This window comes from Pseudomonas sp. FG-3G (assembly GCF_901007645.1).
Classification (GTDB): Bacteria; Pseudomonadota; Gammaproteobacteria; order Pseudomonadales; family Pseudomonadaceae; genus Aquipseudomonas; species Aquipseudomonas rhizophila.
In genome coordinates this window covers 33,716-49,254 of the sequence record NZ_CAAKGZ010000034.1, presented here as the reverse complement: position 1 = coordinate 49,254, position 15,539 = coordinate 33,716, and the positions used below count along the sequence as shown (strand labels likewise).

General features: G+C 60.7%; 12 protein-coding genes. 8 read left to right on the top strand and 4 right to left on the bottom strand.

Annotated features, from left to right (window positions below; all coding sequences use genetic code 11):
* Positions 1 to 62: 62 nt before the first annotated feature.
* Both PSEUDOMOFG3G_RS22305 and PSEUDOMOFG3G_RS22300 read right to left on the bottom strand, forming a co-directional pair.
* Positions 63 to 962 carry a D-hexose-6-phosphate mutarotase gene (locus tag PSEUDOMOFG3G_RS22305; protein ID WP_047226719.1) on the bottom strand — a complete coding sequence of 300 codons (900 nt, stop codon included), beginning with the start codon at positions 960 to 962 and terminating at the stop codon, positions 63 to 65.
* A 57-nt stretch (positions 963 to 1,019) separates the two neighbouring features.
* Positions 1,020 to 1,424: an acyl-CoA thioesterase gene (locus PSEUDOMOFG3G_RS22300; RefSeq protein ID WP_003177184.1), complete on the bottom strand. Its 405-nt coding sequence runs from the start codon at positions 1,422 to 1,424 to the stop codon at positions 1,020 to 1,022.
* A 362-nt stretch (positions 1,425 to 1,786) separates the two neighbouring features.
* Between PSEUDOMOFG3G_RS22300 and PSEUDOMOFG3G_RS22295 the strand changes: the two genes are divergently transcribed.
* The 8 genes from PSEUDOMOFG3G_RS22295 (at position 1,787) to PSEUDOMOFG3G_RS22260 (ending at position 12,628) form a co-directional block, all read left to right on the top strand.
* Positions 1,787 to 3,085 (top strand): MFS transporter, encoded by a 1,299-nt coding sequence (locus PSEUDOMOFG3G_RS22295; protein WP_047226720.1) that lies wholly within the window; start codon positions 1,787 to 1,789, stop codon positions 3,083 to 3,085.
* 230 nt (positions 3,086 to 3,315) lie between these two features.
* Positions 3,316 to 4,320, top strand: coding sequence for a phosphate ABC transporter substrate-binding protein PstS family protein (locus PSEUDOMOFG3G_RS22290; protein ID WP_047226721.1), 1,005 nt, complete (start codon positions 3,316 to 3,318; stop codon positions 4,318 to 4,320).
* 466 nt (positions 4,321 to 4,786) lie between these two features.
* On the top strand, positions 4,787 to 6,820 hold the full coding sequence (locus PSEUDOMOFG3G_RS22285; RefSeq protein ID WP_171061290.1) for an ABC transporter permease subunit: 2,034 nt from the start codon (positions 4,787 to 4,789) through the stop codon (positions 6,818 to 6,820).
* A 15-nt stretch (positions 6,821 to 6,835) separates the two neighbouring features.
* Positions 6,836 to 8,506: a phosphate ABC transporter permease PstA gene (gene pstA, locus PSEUDOMOFG3G_RS22280; protein WP_047226723.1), complete on the top strand. Its 1,671-nt coding sequence runs from the start codon at positions 6,836 to 6,838 to the stop codon at positions 8,504 to 8,506.
* A gap of 139 nt (positions 8,507 to 8,645) precedes the next feature.
* Positions 8,646 to 9,479: a phosphate ABC transporter ATP-binding protein PstB gene (gene pstB, locus PSEUDOMOFG3G_RS22275; protein ID WP_047226724.1), complete on the top strand. Its 834-nt coding sequence runs from the start codon at positions 8,646 to 8,648 to the stop codon at positions 9,477 to 9,479.
* 121 nt (positions 9,480 to 9,600) lie between these two features.
* The gene (gene phoU / locus PSEUDOMOFG3G_RS22270) at positions 9,601 to 10,362 is read left to right on the top strand and encodes a phosphate signaling complex protein PhoU (protein ID WP_047226725.1); all 762 of its coding nucleotides are present in this window, start codon (positions 9,601 to 9,603) and stop codon (positions 10,360 to 10,362) included.
* 169 nt (positions 10,363 to 10,531) lie between these two features.
* A complete protein-coding gene (locus PSEUDOMOFG3G_RS22265) occupies positions 10,532 to 11,494 on the top strand; it encodes a response regulator (RefSeq protein ID WP_047226726.1) in 963 nt (320 codons plus the stop codon).
* 237 nt (positions 11,495 to 11,731) lie between these two features.
* Positions 11,732 to 12,628: a M23 family metallopeptidase gene (locus PSEUDOMOFG3G_RS22260; RefSeq protein ID WP_047226727.1), complete on the top strand. Its 897-nt coding sequence runs from the start codon at positions 11,732 to 11,734 to the stop codon at positions 12,626 to 12,628.
* Positions 12,629 to 12,772: 144 nt separating this feature from the next.
* Here PSEUDOMOFG3G_RS22260 and PSEUDOMOFG3G_RS22255 read toward each other — a convergent pair whose 3' ends face one another.
* Together PSEUDOMOFG3G_RS22255 and phoR are read right to left on the bottom strand one after the other, a co-directional pair.
* A complete protein-coding gene (locus PSEUDOMOFG3G_RS22255) occupies positions 12,773 to 14,113 on the bottom strand; it encodes a hemolysin family protein (RefSeq protein WP_047226728.1) in 1,341 nt (446 codons plus the stop codon).
* Between the two features lie 123 nt (positions 14,114 to 14,236).
* Positions 14,237 to 15,523, bottom strand: a complete 1,287-nt coding sequence (gene phoR / locus PSEUDOMOFG3G_RS22250) for a phosphate regulon sensor histidine kinase PhoR (RefSeq protein ID WP_230682609.1) — start codon at positions 15,521 to 15,523, stop codon at positions 14,237 to 14,239.
* Positions 15,524 to 15,539: the final 16 nt, after the last annotated feature.

Genomic DNA, 15,539 nt, shown 5'->3' with positions numbered 1-15,539 from the left:
GATATTGACGGTCAGTCCGCTATCGCGAGCAGGCTCGCTCCCACAAAGTTTTGTGGTGTGGCTTAGAGCGGCTTGCTACCGATGCTCACCCCGAGGGTATGACTGGCCTGCGGCAACAGCGTTACCACATCGTCCATCACGTTCGCCGTCTCGATACACAGCATGCGCTGCCAGCCATCGTCGGCCATGTCGCTGAAGGCCTTGGCGCGTTCGGTCCAGGGGTTCCAGATCACCGCCGAGCGTGAACCGCTGCTGGTCAGTTCGATGCGTCGTTCCCAGTGCGGGTCAACGATGCTCAGCTTCGCTGGGGTATCGAGATAGATGCGATCAGTCTCGCCGGCAAAGTGCAGGTCGCCGGCCTGGGTCACGGTATTCCAGTCGTCCAGTGTTTCGATATAACGCAAGCCATCCACGCCTTCGACATGCACGTTGCGCACGTCACTGACAGCGAAGTAACTGTGCAGCGCCTGGCTCAGACTGACGGTTTCGCTGCCGCGGTTATGGCTGGTGAGGTGGATGTGCAACTGCTCGTCCATCACGATAGTCAGCGTCAGGTCCACCTGATGGGGCCAGCCCGAGAGGCCGTTTTCGGGGTAGGGCAGCACGAATTCCACTTTCAGGCTCTCGCCCTGGGCTTCGATGCCCTTGAGCTCCCAATCCATGGCCCGCACCAGGCCGTGAGCGGTGGCCGGATCGTTGCTCACGCGCATGGCCTGCACGCTGTCGGGGTTGCGCGTCAGGTTGCCGAACCACGGCCAGCACACCGGCACCCCGGCACGGATGCTCTTGCCCGCCTTGAACGTTGCCTGGTCGTTGAGCCAGATCAGCGGCGGCTGGCCGTCGACCTGATAGCTGAGGATGTGCGCGCCTTGCTGGGCCACCAGCAACTCGGCCTGACCGTGGCGGATGCGCCAGCCGTTCAGTTCATCCAGTTTGACGGCTTCGACATGGGGCGTAGGCATACTGCAAGTCTCGCTCAGGAACATGAACTGCAATGGACCGCAAAACGGCCCCCGTGTTTAACGGGCGCGCGGCGGAACCGAGCGGGTACGGCCACTGCCATCGATGGCGACGAACACAAACACCGCCTCGGTGACCTTGCGCCATTCGCTGGACAGCGGATCGTCACTCCAGACCTCGACCATCATCTGGATCGAACTGCGGCCGATCTCCAGCGCCTGGGTATAAAAAGACAGCTGGGCACCCACGGCCACCGGCACCAGAAACGCCATGCGATCGATCGCCACGGTGGCCACGCGTCCACCGGCCACTTTGCTGGCCATGGCCGTGCCGGCCAGGTCCATCTGGGAAACCAGCCAGCCGCCGAAAATATCGCCAAAGCCGTTGGTTTCGCGGGGAAGCGCGGTGATTTGCAGGGCCAGGTCGCCTTGCGGGATTGGATCTTCCTGTTCGAGCTCTATCATGCCGGGGGTGCCTCTGACCCGTAACTCTGTCTTATGTATCAGGTGAATAGCCGTCTTTGAAAAAAACGATTCAGCCCGAACATGCGTTCGTCACGTTTTTCGTAAAGGCGTGCCAAAGGGAAACTCTGCGAAACCGGCTGGCAGGTTACTACGCCGCCAACGACGTTTTCGCACAGCAACCCCTTACAGAGTGTTGCAAGGTTGCGAGTATATCGAGCGATAGACGTCGAGACGACCACCCGGTTCCGATTTTGACTGTCAATTACGCACCTCTATGTGCTTTTTTGAACAATTTGCTATCGTGCCGAGCCTGCCCACCGTTGTCCGGGGTTGCAGAACTGACTATAAGAGAAGCCCTTGCCATGACCACTGCGCCTTCGAGCACGGCGACACCCGTTCAATCGGCTCGTCCGTTGACCCGTAACGACTACAAGACCCTGTCGCTTTCTGCCTTGGGCGGTGCGTTGGAGTTCTACGATTTCATCATTTTCGTGTTCTTCGCCACCGTGGTTGGCAAATTGTTCTTCCCCGCCGAAATGCCTGAGTGGCTGCGCTTGATGCAGACGTTCGGCATTTTTGCCGCCGGTTATCTGGCCCGGCCGCTGGGCGGGATCATCATGGCTCACTTCGGTGACCTGCTGGGACGCAAGAAAATGTTCACCCTGAGCATTTTCATGATGGCCGTGCCGACCCTCATCATGGGGTTGCTGCCGACCTATGCCCAGATCGGCATGTGGGCGCCGATTCTGCTGTTGCTGATGCGCGTGATCCAGGGCGCGGCCATTGGTGGTGAGGTGCCGGGAGCCTGGGTGTTCGTTTCCGAGCACGTTCCGGCGCGCCACATCGGCTACGCCTGCGGCACGCTGACGTGTGGCCTGACCGTGGGGATTTTGCTGGGTTCGCTGGTGGCCACGGCCATCAACAGCATCTATACGCCGGTGGAGGTCGCGGATTACGCCTGGCGGATTCCGTTCCTGATGGGGGGTGTGTTCGGCCTGTTCTCGGTGTACCTGCGCCGTTGGCTGCACGAAACCCCGATATTCGCCGAGCTGCAACTGCGCAAGGCCCTGGCTGCGGAAGTACCGCTGCGAGCGGTGCTGCGTGATCATCGTGGCGCCATTGCCCTTTCGATGTTGCTGACCTGGCTGCTGTCGGCCGGCATCATCGTGATCATCCTGATGACCCCGACCGTGCTGCAAACGGTGTATCACTTCAGCCCGACCACCGCGTTGCAGGCCAACAGCCTGGCGATCGTATTCCTGAGCTTTGGCTGCATCGGCTCGGGCGTGCTGGCCGACCGCTTCGGTGCCGGACGAGTGTTCGTGTTCGGCAGCGCGTTGCTGTTGATCACCTCCTGGACCTTCTACCACAGCCTGTTCAACCACCCCGACTGGCTCTTTCCGCTCTATGCCCTGAGCGGGCTGTTGGTGGGCACCATCGGCGCGGTGCCCTATGTCATGGTCAAGGCGTTTCCGGCCGTGGTGCGCTTCAGCGGTCTGTCGTTCTCCTACAACCTGGCCTATGCAATCTTCGGCGGCCTGACTCCGATGATCGTCACCCTGCTGCTCAAGGAAAGCCCGATGGGGCCGGCCTATTACGTGGCGGTTATCTGCGGTATCGGGATTGCGGTGGGGGCGTATCTCTGGAAGGAAGGTCGTTAAGCAGTTATTGACTGTATTGACTTCATCGCGAGCAGGCTCGCTCCCACACCGGATCTGCGTTCACCGCACATCCCCTGTGGGAGCGAGCCTGCTCGCGATTGGGCCTGCTCGATCGTCTTTTAAATCTCAATAATGGCCTTTCATCCAATTGTCATATTTCAGCCATAGAGTGTTCACACGGCTTACCGATACTTGGCCGACTTAACACACCTATCTGCTAGGAGTAAGGCATGAAACTGAAGCGTTTGATGACGGCAATGACCTTTGTCGCCGCTGGCGTTGCGACCGCCCACGCGGTTGCCGCTGTCGACCCAGCCATCCCGAGCTACACCAAGACCACCGGTGTGTCGGGCAACCTGTCCAGCGTCGGCTCCGATACTCTGGCCAACCTGATGACCCTGTGGGCCGAGAACTACAAGAAAGAATACCCGAACGTAAATATCCAGATTCAGGCCGCCGGTTCTTCCACTGCGCCACCTGCGCTGACCGAAGGCACCTCCAACCTGGGCCCGATGAGCCGCAAGATGAAGGACAACGAGCTGCAGGCCTTCGAAACCAAATACGGTTACAAGCCTACTGCTGTTCCAGTGGCCGTGGACGCCCTGGCTGTGTTCGTACACAAGGACAACCCGATCAAAGGCCTGACCATGGCTCAGGTCGATGCAATTTTCTCGTCGACCCGCCTGTGCGGCGCCAAGGCTGACGTCAAGACCTGGGGTGACCTGGGCGTGACCGGTGACCTGGCCAACAAGCCAATCCAGCTGTTCGGTCGTAACTCGGTATCCGGCACCTACGGCTACTTCAAAGAAGAAGCCCTGTGCAAAGGCGACTACAAGTCCAACGTCAATGAACAGCCTGGTTCGGCGTCGGTTGTACAGTCCATCAGCAGCTCGCTCAACGGCGTTGGCTACTCGGGCATCGGCTACAAAACCGCCAGCGTGAAAACCGTTGCTCTTGCCAAGAAAGAAGGCGGCGAGTTCATCGAAGACACCGAAGAAAACACCCTGAACGGCAAGTACCCACTGTCGCGTTTCCTCTACGTTTACATCAACAAGGCTCCGAACAAGCCTCTGGCCCCGCTGGAAGCTGAGTTCCTGAAGCTGGTTCTGTCCAAGCAAGGTCAGGAAGTTGTGGTCAAGGACGGCTACATCCCACTGCCAGCCAAGGTTGCCGCCAAGGCCCTGGCTGACCTGGGTCTGTCCGAAGGCGAAGGCTCCAACGTCGCCAAGAAGTAATACCTGAGCCCGGGCCACACCCGGGCTTTTGTGGGGGCGAGCTAGCTCGCGATAGCGGTAGGTCAGTCAACATTGAGGTTTGAATGTGATGACCCCATCCCGAGCAAGCCCCCCACACCCCAATTTCTGTCCGCTGCCGGTATTCACGGGCGGCGGATTTGTTGCGTCACTGCATTGTCATCTTTCTGTCATACAGGATCGCTAGGGTGTGCGCATGAATGATCTGGCCAATTCCACAATGACTACGACTTCCCCTCCCAAGCGCATTGACTTCAATACGCCTGAACTGCAACGCAAGCGCCGCATCCGCGCGCTCAAGGATCGCCTGACCCGCTGGTACGTTCTGGTCGGCGGGCTCGCCGTGCTGGCGGCCATTACCTTGATTTTCTTCTTCCTGGCGTATGTGGTCCTCCCGCTGTTCCAGGGCGCGGACCTGACCTCCAAGGACTCGATTACTCCTGCCTGGATGCAGGACGCCGGCAAACCGCTGATGATCGCCATCGAAGAGCAGAACCAGGTGGCGATGCGGATTTCCGACAAGGGCCAGGCGCTGTTCTTTGATGTAGACACCGGGGCAGAGCTGCGTCGTGTCGACCTGCCGGTGCCGGCGGGTGCCAGCGTGACCTCCATCGGCGAAGACCAACCCGGCAGCCCGCTGGTGGTGATCGGTCTGTCCAACGGCCAGGCACTGGTGGTGCGTCATACCTATAAAGTCAGCTATCCGGACGGCAAGAAAACCATTTCGCCGGCCATCGAGTACCCGTACGGCGAAACGCCGATTGTGCTCAACGAGCAGGGCGCGCCGCTGGAGCACGTATCGCTCAACGCCACTGATTCGACCCTGTTGCTCGCCGGTTCCACGGGCGCGCAACTGCAGGTGCTGTCGATCACCAGCGAAGAAAACATGATGACCGGTGAAGTCACCAGCGAGCAGACGCGTATCGATCTGCCGCAGATGACCGAGCCGGTCAAAAACATCTTCGTCGACCCGCGTCAGCAATGGCTGTATGTGGTCAACGGGCGTGCCCAGGCCGATGTGTTCAGCCTGCGGGAAAAGAGCCTCAACGGTCGCTACAAGCTGCTTGAGAACGGCGACGCCCAGGTCACCGCCAGCACCCAATTGGTAGGCGGGATTTCCCTGATCATTGGTGACTCCACAGGTGGCCTGGCTCAGTGGTTCATGGCCCGCGATGCGGACGGTGAGCAACGCCTGAAACAGATTCGTACGTTCCAGATGGGCACTGCGCCGATCGTTGAGATCACCGCCGAGGAACGGCGTAAAGGTTTCGTGGCCTTGGACGCTTCCGGCAAACTCGGCGTGTTCCACAGTACCGCTCACCGCACCTTGCTGGTGGACCAGGTGGTCGACGGCCAGGGCCTGTTCGGCATGTCACCTCGGGCCAACCGTCTGATCGTGGAGCAAGGCGGCAAGTTGCAACCGTTGCTGCTGGATAACCCGCACCCGGAAGTCTCGTGGAGCGCGTTGTGGGGCAAGGTCTGGTACGAAAACTACGACGAGCCTAAATACGTCTGGCAATCGACTGCGGCCAACACCGATTTCGAACCCAAGATGAGCCTTTCGCCGCTGACCTTCGGCACCCTGAAAGCGGCGTTCTACGCGATGCTGCTGGCTGCGCCGCTGGCGATTGCTGCCGCGATCTACACCGCGTACTTCATGGCCCCGGGCATGCGCCGCAAGGTCAAGCCGGTGATCGAACTGATGGAAGCGATGCCGACGGTGATCCTCGGTTTCTTCGCCGGCCTGTTCCTGGCGCCCTACGTCGAAGGGCACCTGCCAGGTATCTTCAGCCTGCTGATGTTGTTGCCCGTTGGCATCCTGGTGGCCGGTTTCGTCTTCAGCCGCTTGCCTGAGTCCGTGCGCCTGAAGGTGCCAGAGGGCTGGGAAAGCGCGATGCTGATCCCGGTGATCCTGTTCGTGGGCTGGCTCTCGCTGTACATGAGCCCGTACATGGAAGCCTGGTTCTTCGGTGGCGACATGCGCATGTGGATCTCCCATGATCTGGGCATCACCTACGACCAGCGCAACGCCCTGGTAGTCGGCCTGGCGATGGGTTTCGCGGTCATCCCGAACATCTACTCCATCGCTGAAGACGCCGTGTTCAGTGTGCCGCGTGGCCTGACCCTGGGCTCGCTGGCCCTCGGTGCCACGCCGTGGCAGACCATGACCCGCGTGGTGATTCTCACCGCCAGCCCCGGCATCTTCTCGGCGCTGATGATCGGCATGGGCCGTGCGGTCGGTGAAACCATGATCGTGCTGATGGCCACCGGTAACACGCCGGTCATGGAAATGAACCTGTTCGAAGGTCTGCGCACCCTGGCGGCCAACGTGGCGGTGGAAATGCCTGAGTCGGAAGTCGGCGGCAGCCATTACCGCGTGCTGTTCCTGTCGGCGCTGGTGCTGCTGCTGTTCACCTTCATCATGAACACCCTCGCCGAGCTGATCCGTCAGCGTCTGCGCAAGAAATATTCGTCGCTTTAAGAAAGGTAGAAGTCTGTGAAACAGAACTCCCTGAAAGGATGGTTCAAGAGCGGCGCCCCCGGCGTCTGGATCAGCGGTGGTGCGGTGTCCATCGCGGTCATCATGACCATTGGCCTGCTGGCAGTGATTGCCGTGCGCGGTCTGGGCCATTTCTGGCCGGCGGACCTGATCCACGCCAGCTACAACGTGCCGGGCATGCCCGCGCATCTGGTTGTAGGCGAAGTGGTGCAGAAGGAATCAGTGCCCCGCGAGCGTCTGAAAAGCGCTGGCCTGCCGGTGCCGGACGAAGGCCCCGAGTTCATGACCCGCGAGTTGATCAAGGTCGGCAACCGAGACCTCAACGGCACGGATTTCACCTGGATCGTCGGTGACTGGCTGACCAACCAGACCACGCCGCCGGAGCTGATGGCCATCGAGCGTCGTGAGTGGGGTAATTTCTACGGCTACCTGGTCAACGTCAAAGAGAACGGCAAGGTCATCGCCGAAGGCGAAGCGGCCTGGCCGGAACTGCAAGCTCGCGTGGCCCGGGTCAACAAACTCGCGGCTGAGCTCAAGACCCTGGAAAAATCCGACATCGGCGCAATCAACGCAGGGCTTGAGCGCATTCGTCTCAAAGGTCGCAAGCTGGAGCTGGAAGGCAAGCTGGACGCTGCTGCACAAGCGGACCTGGACGCTGACCGCGCCGAGCTCGATGCCCGCTACAAAGACATCGAAGCGCGTCTGGGCGACCTGCATTCGCAGTTCAACCGCGACAGCCTGACCGCCCGCGATGCCAATGGCAAAGAACTGGAAATCGAGATCGGCAAAGTGGTGCATGCCTACCAGCCGAACGGCATGGGGACGTTCACCAAGATCGGTTTCTATTTCAGCAAGGTCTGGGAATTCCTCAGCGACGATCCTCGTGAAGCCAACACCGAAGGCGGGATCTTCCCGGCGATTTTCGGCACCGTCATGATGACCCTGATCATGGCGATGGTGGTGACGCCATTCGGTGTGCTGGCAGCGGTGTACCTGCGCGAATACGCTCGCCAGGGACCGATGACCCGCCTGATCCGCATCGCGGTGAACAACCTGGCGGGCGTACCGGCCATCGTCTACGGTGTGTTCGGCCTGGGCTTCTTCGTTTATGTGTTAGGTGGTTCGGTTGACCGGTTGTTCTTCCCCGAAGCCCTGCCGGCACCGACATTCGGTACCCCGGGCCTGCTCTGGGCGTCCCTGACCCTGGCGCTGCTGGCGGTGCCGGTGGTGATCGTCGCCACCGAAGAAGGCCTGGCGCGTATCCCCCGTACCGTGCGCGAAGGCTCCCTGGCCCTGGGCGCGACCAAGGCTGAGACACTGTGGAAAATCGTGCTGCCCATGGCGAGCCCGGCGATGATGACCGGCATGATCCTCGCGGTGGCTCGCGCCGCGGGTGAAGTGGCGCCATTGATGCTGGTAGGCGTGGTGAAACTGGCCCCGTCGCTGCCGCTGGACGGCAACTACCCGTACCTGCACTTGGACCAGAAGATCATGCACCTGGGCTTTCACATCTATGACGTAGGCTTCCAGAGCCCGAACGTCGAAGCGGCGCGACCGCTGGTATACGCCACGGCGCTGTTGCTGGTGCTGGTGATTGCCACGCTCAACCTGTCGGCGGTGTGGATCCGTAACCACCTGCGCGAGAAGTACAAAGCACTCGATAGCTGATTTCACACTGATCTTTTGTGGGAGCGAGCCTGCTCGCGATGGCATCACCTCGGTTTTAAAGCCAAACCGAGTTGCCTGAATCGCGAGCAGGCTCGCTCCCAGACAACCGAACCGAATTTGTTAGCACAGGGAGCCTCCCATGCAACACGAGACACAAGCACGCGGCATCAACATGTCGGCCCTGGGCCGCGACAAGCAGAGCCTGGACCTGGCTCAGGAAACCGTCGCCATCGAAGTGCCCGGCCTGAACCTGTTCTACGGTCAGAAGCAGGCGCTGTACGACGTCAGCCTGAACATTCCGAAACAGCGCGTCACCGCGTTCATCGGTCCGTCGGGCTGCGGCAAGTCGACCTTGCTGCGCACCTTCAACCGTATGAACGATCTGGTGGACGGCTGCCGCGTCGAGGGCGAAATCAACCTCTACGGCAACGACATCTACCGCAAGGGCGAAGATGTGGCCGAGCTGCGTCGTCGTGTGGGCATGGTGTTCCAGAAGCCTAACCCGTTCCCCAAAACCATCTACGAGAACGTGGTCTACGGCCTGCGCATCCAGGGCATCAACAAAAAGCGCATTCTTGACGAAGCCGTGGAATGGGCGCTCAAGGGCGCGGCGCTGTGGGACGAGGTCAAGGATCGTCTGCACGAATCGGCACTGGGCCTGTCCGGTGGTCAACAGCAACGTCTGGTGATTGCCCGTACCATCGCCGTTGAGCCGGAAGTCTTGTTGCTCGACGAACCTTGCTCGGCCCTGGACCCGATCTCGACCCTGAAAGTCGAAGAGCTGATCTACGAGCTCAAATCCAAATTCACCATCGTCATCGTGACCCACAACATGCAACAGGCGGCGCGGGTTTCCGACTACACCGCCTTCATGTACATGGGCAAACTGGTGGAATTCGGCGACACCGACACCCTGTTTACCAACCCGGCCAAGAAGCAGACCGAAGACTACATCACCGGTCGTTATGGCTAGTCGAGGCCGCTGCAAGCCGCACGTTTGACGCGGCGATACAGAAGCGGTGCGGTATCAGGATCAACATTCAACTGCTTGAAGCTTGCAGCTTGAAGCTTGCAACTTTCGCGGAGCGCACAAGATGATTTCGAAGGAAGGCCTTACTCACCACATTTCCGCACAGTTCAACGCCGAGCTGGAGGAAGTACGCAGTCACCTGCTGGCCATGGGCGGGCTGGTGGAAAAGCAGGTCAACGACGCGGTGACCGCGCTGATCGAGGCCGACTCCGGCCTGGCCCAGCAAGTGCGCGAGATCGACGACCAGATCAACCAGATGGAGCGCAACATCGACGAAGAGTGCCTGCGCATCCTGGCCCGTCGTCAACCGGCCGCTTCCGACCTTCGCCTGATCATCAGCATCTCCAAGTCGGTGATCGATCTGGAACGAATCGGCGACGAAAGCACCAAGATCGCCCGTCGCGCCATTCAGCTGTGCGAAGAAGGCGAGGCGCCGCGCGGTTACGTCGAAGTTCGTCACATTGGCGACCAGGTGCGCAACATGGTGCGCGACGCACTGGATGCCTTCGCCCGTTTCGACGCCGACCTGGCACTGTCGGTGGCCCAGTACGACAAGATCATCGACCGCGAATACAAGACCGCGCTGCGTGAGCTGGCGACCTACATGATGGAAGACCCGCGCTCCATCTCCCGGGTGCTGAGCATCATCTGGGTGCTGCGTTCTTTGGAGCGTATCGGCGATCATGCGCGCAACATCTCGGAACTTGTGATCTACCTGGTGCGCGGCACCGACGTGCGTCACTTGGGGCTCAAGCGCATGAAGGCCGAAGTGGAGGGCACCTCGTCCGAAACCGCTAATGTTCCGGGCGAAACTGACGATAAGTAAGATTGCCCAAGAAAAGCGCCCGGCCTTCTGGTCGGGCTTTTTTTTGCGGCTTTTTTAATCGATAGCAGCACCCCGCGAACGAAGAGTCCCGGCGTGACTGAAGGTTTTTTGGCAATATGCCATCAGTAAAAGCGGTATGCTTGCCGGGATTTTTTAGAGGTGTATCTGGATGAGTAAGGTCAGTGTGTTGGTCGTGGACGACGCTTCGTTCATTCGTGACCTGGTGAAGAAGTGCCTGCGCAACTACTTCCCGGGCATCCGCATCGAAGATGCGGTGAACGGTAAGAAAGCCCAATCCCTGCTGGCCCGTGAGGCGTTCGACCTGGTGCTGTGCGATTGGGAAATGCCGGAAATGTCGGGCCTGGAGCTGCTGACCTGGTGCCGCCAGCAGGACAATCTCAAGGGCATGCCGTTTGTGATGGTCACCAGCCGCGGCGACAAGGAAAACGTGGTCCAGGCGATCCAGGCCGGCGTTTCCGGCTACGTCAGCAAGCCGTTCACCAACGAGCAACTGCTGACCAAGGTCAAGCAGGCCCTGCACAAGGTTGGCAAGCTCGACACCCTGATGAACAGCGCTCCGACCAAGATGAACTCGGCGTTCGGCAATGATTCGCTCAGCGCGCTTACCGGCGGCAAGGCTGCTCCGGTTGCGGCGGCGGCTCCGGCGGTCAATCCGTTTGCCAAGCCTGCTGTCGTTGCAGCTGCCGCGCCTGCCGCTGTTGCTGCTCCAGCCCGCGGCATGCTCAACAGCCCGCCGGTCAAAGCGCCTTCAGCCTCCACCGCCCCGGCTGGCGCCAACCGTGGTCAGGGCCAGTTGCGCCTCTCCAGCGGCACCCAGCAATGCGTGATCAAGGCCCTGAGCCTCAAGGAAGCGCTGCTGCTGGTCAAACGCACCGACACCCTGCCACAGGTGCTGGAAAGCGCCGTGCTGGACATGGAGCAGGGCGACAACGCCGAAACTGCTCGCCTCAACGGTTACTTGCACGCCATCGTTGCTCACGAGCAGACCCCCGACAGCGAATGGCTGCAACTGACCTTCCGTTTTGTCGATAAAGACCCACAGAAGCTCGACTACATCTCCCGCCTGATTGCCCGCGGTACAGCGCAGAAGCATTTCGTACCTGGCGCCTGATTCGGCGGCGTCCTTCAGTCAGTCATCGCGAGCAGGCTCGCTCCCACAGTGATCTCTGTTGTTCACAAAATTTGTGTCCACAGCAGATCTAGTGTGGGAGCGAGCCTGCTCGCGATGGGGTCACCAGCGACAATAGCGCCCTATCGGCCAACCCATTTTGAAACATCCGTCGACTACGCTGGTCCATCCAGCTGCTAGGCTGCTGTACAGGCCTTCATTTCGACAGAATTTTTGCCCATGTTTTTGCCCCTGCTGTTTGCCTGTGGTCTTGTCCTGGCCTCCACCTCGGCCGTGGCCATGACGATCTACAAATCCACCGATGCCAATGGCGTGGTGTCCTACAGCGATCGCCCCAGCAAGGGCGCGCAGGTGTTCGTGTTCCGTGATCGCATGGTCGAACGTCTCGAGCGCCAGGTGTTTCTCGATATCAAGAAACAGAAGGGCGCGGACGCGGTGTTCGTGCGCAACGACTTGTACGCGCCGGTGGAGATCGAATTGAGTTTTGCCGGGCTACGCAACGTCAGTGGGGCGCCGAGCCGGCCGATCCGGCGGGTGCTGCCGGCGCGCAGTAACCTGCGTCTGGCGCTGCTCACGGCCACGCGCCCCGGGAAGCCTTTGGTGTACACCCCACGGTTCGAATACTCCCTGGGCGACCCTGCAGGCACGGCGCAGGCTTATCGCTACCCGCTGCCGTGGCGTGGTGGTCCGTTTCGGCTGAGCCAGGGGGCCAACGGTCAATACAGCCACTATGGCCCCAAAAACCGTTATGCCATGGACATCGCCATGCCCGAGGGCACGCCGATCATCGCGGCGCGCGGCGGCGTGGTGGTCAAGACGGAAAACCACCAGACCGGCCGTGGCACCGACCCGTCGGGCAACTTCGTGCGGGTGCTGCACGATGACGGGACCATGGGCGTGTACCTGCACCTGCAAAAAGGCTCGGTGAGCGTGCGGGAAGGGCAACGGGTGATGGTGGGAACGCCGTTGGCGCTGTCGGGCAATACCGGCAACAGTTCAGGTCCGCACCTGCATTTCGTGGTGCAGCGCAATACCGGGTTGGGGCTGGTGTCGATTCCCTACCAGTTCAATCAACCGGTGGGCGACTTGCCCAACTTTGCGTTGGGCAAGCAGTAAGCGGCTGGCGCCGATCTACTGTGGCGAGGGAGCTTGCTCCCGCTGGGTCGCGAAGCGCCCCCAAAAGCGACGACTGCTTCGCAGCCGAGCGGGAGCAAGCTCCCTCGCCACAGAGATTGTGCATGCCTTGTAGAAAGGTGGGGCTCAACCGAGCATCAACACCTTCGCCAGAATAATCTTCGGTCCTTTCATCTTCTTGATGATGATCCGCAGACCTTCGACTTCCAGCACTTCTTCCTCTTCCGGCACGCGCTTGAGGGTTTCATAGACCAACCCGGCGAGGGTCTCGGCCTCGATGTGGTCCAGATCGATACCCAGCAGGCGCTCGACCTTGAACAATGGCGTGTCGCCGCGCACCAGCAGCTTGCCCGGCTGATAGGCCAGGATGCCGCGCTCGGCCTTGCGGTGTTCGTCCTGGATGTCGCCCACCAGCACTTCCAGCACGTCTTCCATGGTCAGGTAACCGATGATGTTGCCGTCGGCTTCTTCAACCAGGGCGAAGTGCGAGCCGCCCTTGCGGAACTGCTCCAGCAGCTGCGAGAGCGGCATGTGCCGCGACACGCGCTCCAGTGGGCGGGTGAGTTCGGCCAGGTTGAACGACTCGGGAATGTGATCCAGGGCCGCCAGTTCCAGCAGCAGATCCTTGATGTGCAGCAGGCCGACGAACTCCTGGCGATCGCTGTCGTACACCGGATAGCGGCTGAACTTGTGGCGACGGAACATCGCCAGGATCTCCTTGAGCGGCGCATTGAACTCCAGCGTCACCAGGTCTTCCCGGGAGTTGGCCCAGTCCACCACTTCCAGCTCGCCCATTTCCACGGCCGAGGCCAGCACACGCATGCCCTGGTCGCTTGGGTCCTGGCCACGGCTGGAGTGCAGGATCAGTTTCAGTTCTTCACGGCTGTAATGGTGCTCGTGATGCGGGCCGGGTTCGCCTTGGCCGGCGATACGCAGGATGGCGTTGGCGCTGGCATTGAGCAGGTAGATCGCCGGGTACATGGCCCAGTAGAACAGGTACAGCGGCACGGCGGTCCACAGCGACAGCAGCTCGGGCTTGCGGATCGCCCAGGATTTGGGCGCCAGCTCACCGACCACGATGTGCAGGTACGAAATGATGAAGAACGCGGTGAAGAACGACACGCCCTTGATCACTTCCGGTGACTCAACGCCGACCGCGCCCAGCAGCGGCTCCAGAACGTGGGCGAACGCCGGCTCACCGACCCAGCCCAGGCCCAGGGAGGCCAGGGTGATACCCAGTTGACAGGCCGACAGGTAAGCATCGAGCTGGCTGTGAACGGTACGCAGGATATGCCCGCGCCAGCCGTTTTTCTCAGCGATGGCCTCGACCCGGGTCGAGCGCAGTTTGACCATGGCAAATTCGGCCGCAACGAAAAAGCCGTTGAGCAGAACCAGGATCAGAGCAAAAAGAATCATGCCGAATTCGGCGAAGAGTGTTGCCAGGGACAAGCCAGGGGAAGGGTCCATGATGGAGTTTTGCGGGTACCGTATATTCGAAAGGATTGGAAATGAGTGCCTGAAAAGGCAGGCACAAGTCAGCCAATGTAGCGGCTGACTGGGCCGTTGCCTAGTGGCGAGTGCTGGCCGGTCTCAATCGGCGGCGCGGGTGAGGCGCGCGCGAACCGTCTGTGCCGGGGCAAAATGGCAGGTAAACGTACTGCCATGGCCGGGCACGCTGCTGATTTCCATGCGCCCGCGATGCCGCAGTAACACGTGCTTGACGATCGCCAGGCCCAGCCCGGTGCCGCCGGTATTGGAGTTGCGGCTGGAATCGACGCGGTAGAAACGTTCGGTCAGGCGCGGCAGGTGTTTGCTGTCGATGCCGATGCCCGAATCCTGCACGCTCAGGTGTGCGCCTTGGCCGTCGCCCCACCAGCGAACGTGAATCCGGCCTTGTTCCGGCGTGTACTTGACGGCATTGAACACCAGATTGGAGAAGGCACTGCGCAATTCGGCCTCGCTGCCCTTGAGCTGCACGTTAGGGTCGGCTTCAAGGGTGATGGTCTGCTGCTTGGGCCCGGAGAGTTCCTGGGCATCCTCAACAATGATTTGCAGCAAGTCGTCGACAGGCACCGGCTGGTTGTCCGAGGGGTAATCGGTGGCTTCAAGTTTGGCCAGCAGCAGCAGGTCATTGAGCAGGGTCTGCATACGCCCGCTTTGCTGGTGCATCTGCTGCAACGCGCGGCTCCAGCGTGGGTTCACTTCCTCGACATTGTCCAGCAGGGTTTCCAGATACCCGCAGATCACGGTCAACGGCGTGCGCAACTCATGGGAGACGTTGGCGACGAAGTCTTTGCGCATCTGTTCCAACTGATGGATGCGCGTCACGTCACGCACCAGCATCAAGTGCTCGTTGTTGCCGTAGCGCGTGAGGTACAGCTGAATGCGCACCCGGTCATTGGTGGGCGAAGGAATCTCCAGCGGCTCGGCGTAGTTTTCCTGTTCGAAGTATTCCTTGAAGCGAGGGTGGCGCACCAGGTTGGTCACCGGCTGGCCGCTGTCTTGAGGGGTCTTGAGGCCCAGCAAGGTTTCGGCGGCGCGGTTCCACCATTCCAGGTTGCCATCGCTGTCGAGCATGATCACCGCGTCCTTGAGCGCCGCAGTGGACTCCTGGACCCGGTCGATCACCGCTTGCAGGCGGCCACGCACGCGCTGGTCGCGCCGTTGCAGGTGATAGATGCTGTCGAATACCTCACCCCACAGGCCATAGCCGTCAGGCGGGGCCTCGTCGGGTTTATGCAGGCGCAGCCACTCATGCATGCGCAGCAATTGCTTGAGCGTCCAGGCCAGGTACAGCGCCAGGCCCGCAGCCAGACTCCAGCCGTAGAAGCCGGTGATCAGGCCCACGACCAGACAGCCGGTCACTAGCAACAACATGTGGCGAATCAGGGTG

Bases quoted from the DNA above. Each gene is read 5' to 3' on its own strand.
- pstB (WP_047226724.1), top strand. From the start codon at position 8,646: ATGCAACACGAGACACAAGCACGCGGCATCAACATGTCGGCCCTGGGC.
- phoR (WP_230682609.1), bottom strand. From the start codon at position 15,523: ATGTTGTTGCTAGTGACCGGCTGTCTGGTCGTGGGCCTGATCACCGGC.
- PSEUDOMOFG3G_RS22305 (WP_047226719.1), bottom strand. From the start codon at position 962: ATGCCTACGCCCCATGTCGAAGCCGTCAAACTGGATGAACTGAACGGC.
- PSEUDOMOFG3G_RS22255 (WP_047226728.1), bottom strand. From the start codon at position 14,113: ATGGACCCTTCCCCTGGCTTGTCCCTGGCAACACTCTTCGCCGAATTC.
- PSEUDOMOFG3G_RS22265 (WP_047226726.1), top strand. From the start codon at position 10,532: ATGAGTAAGGTCAGTGTGTTGGTCGTGGACGACGCTTCGTTCATTCGT.
- PSEUDOMOFG3G_RS22285 (WP_171061290.1), top strand. From the start codon at position 4,787: ATGCAGGACGCCGGCAAACCGCTGATGATCGCCATCGAAGAGCAGAAC.
- phoU (WP_047226725.1), top strand. From the start codon at position 9,601: ATGATTTCGAAGGAAGGCCTTACTCACCACATTTCCGCACAGTTCAAC.
- PSEUDOMOFG3G_RS22295 (WP_047226720.1), top strand. From the start codon at position 1,787: ATGACCACTGCGCCTTCGAGCACGGCGACACCCGTTCAATCGGCTCGT.
- PSEUDOMOFG3G_RS22260 (WP_047226727.1), top strand. From the start codon at position 11,732: ATGTTTTTGCCCCTGCTGTTTGCCTGTGGTCTTGTCCTGGCCTCCACC.
- PSEUDOMOFG3G_RS22300 (WP_003177184.1), bottom strand. From the start codon at position 1,424: ATGATAGAGCTCGAACAGGAAGATCCAATCCCGCAAGGCGACCTGGCC.
- PSEUDOMOFG3G_RS22290 (WP_047226721.1), top strand. From the start codon at position 3,316: ATGAAACTGAAGCGTTTGATGACGGCAATGACCTTTGTCGCCGCTGGC.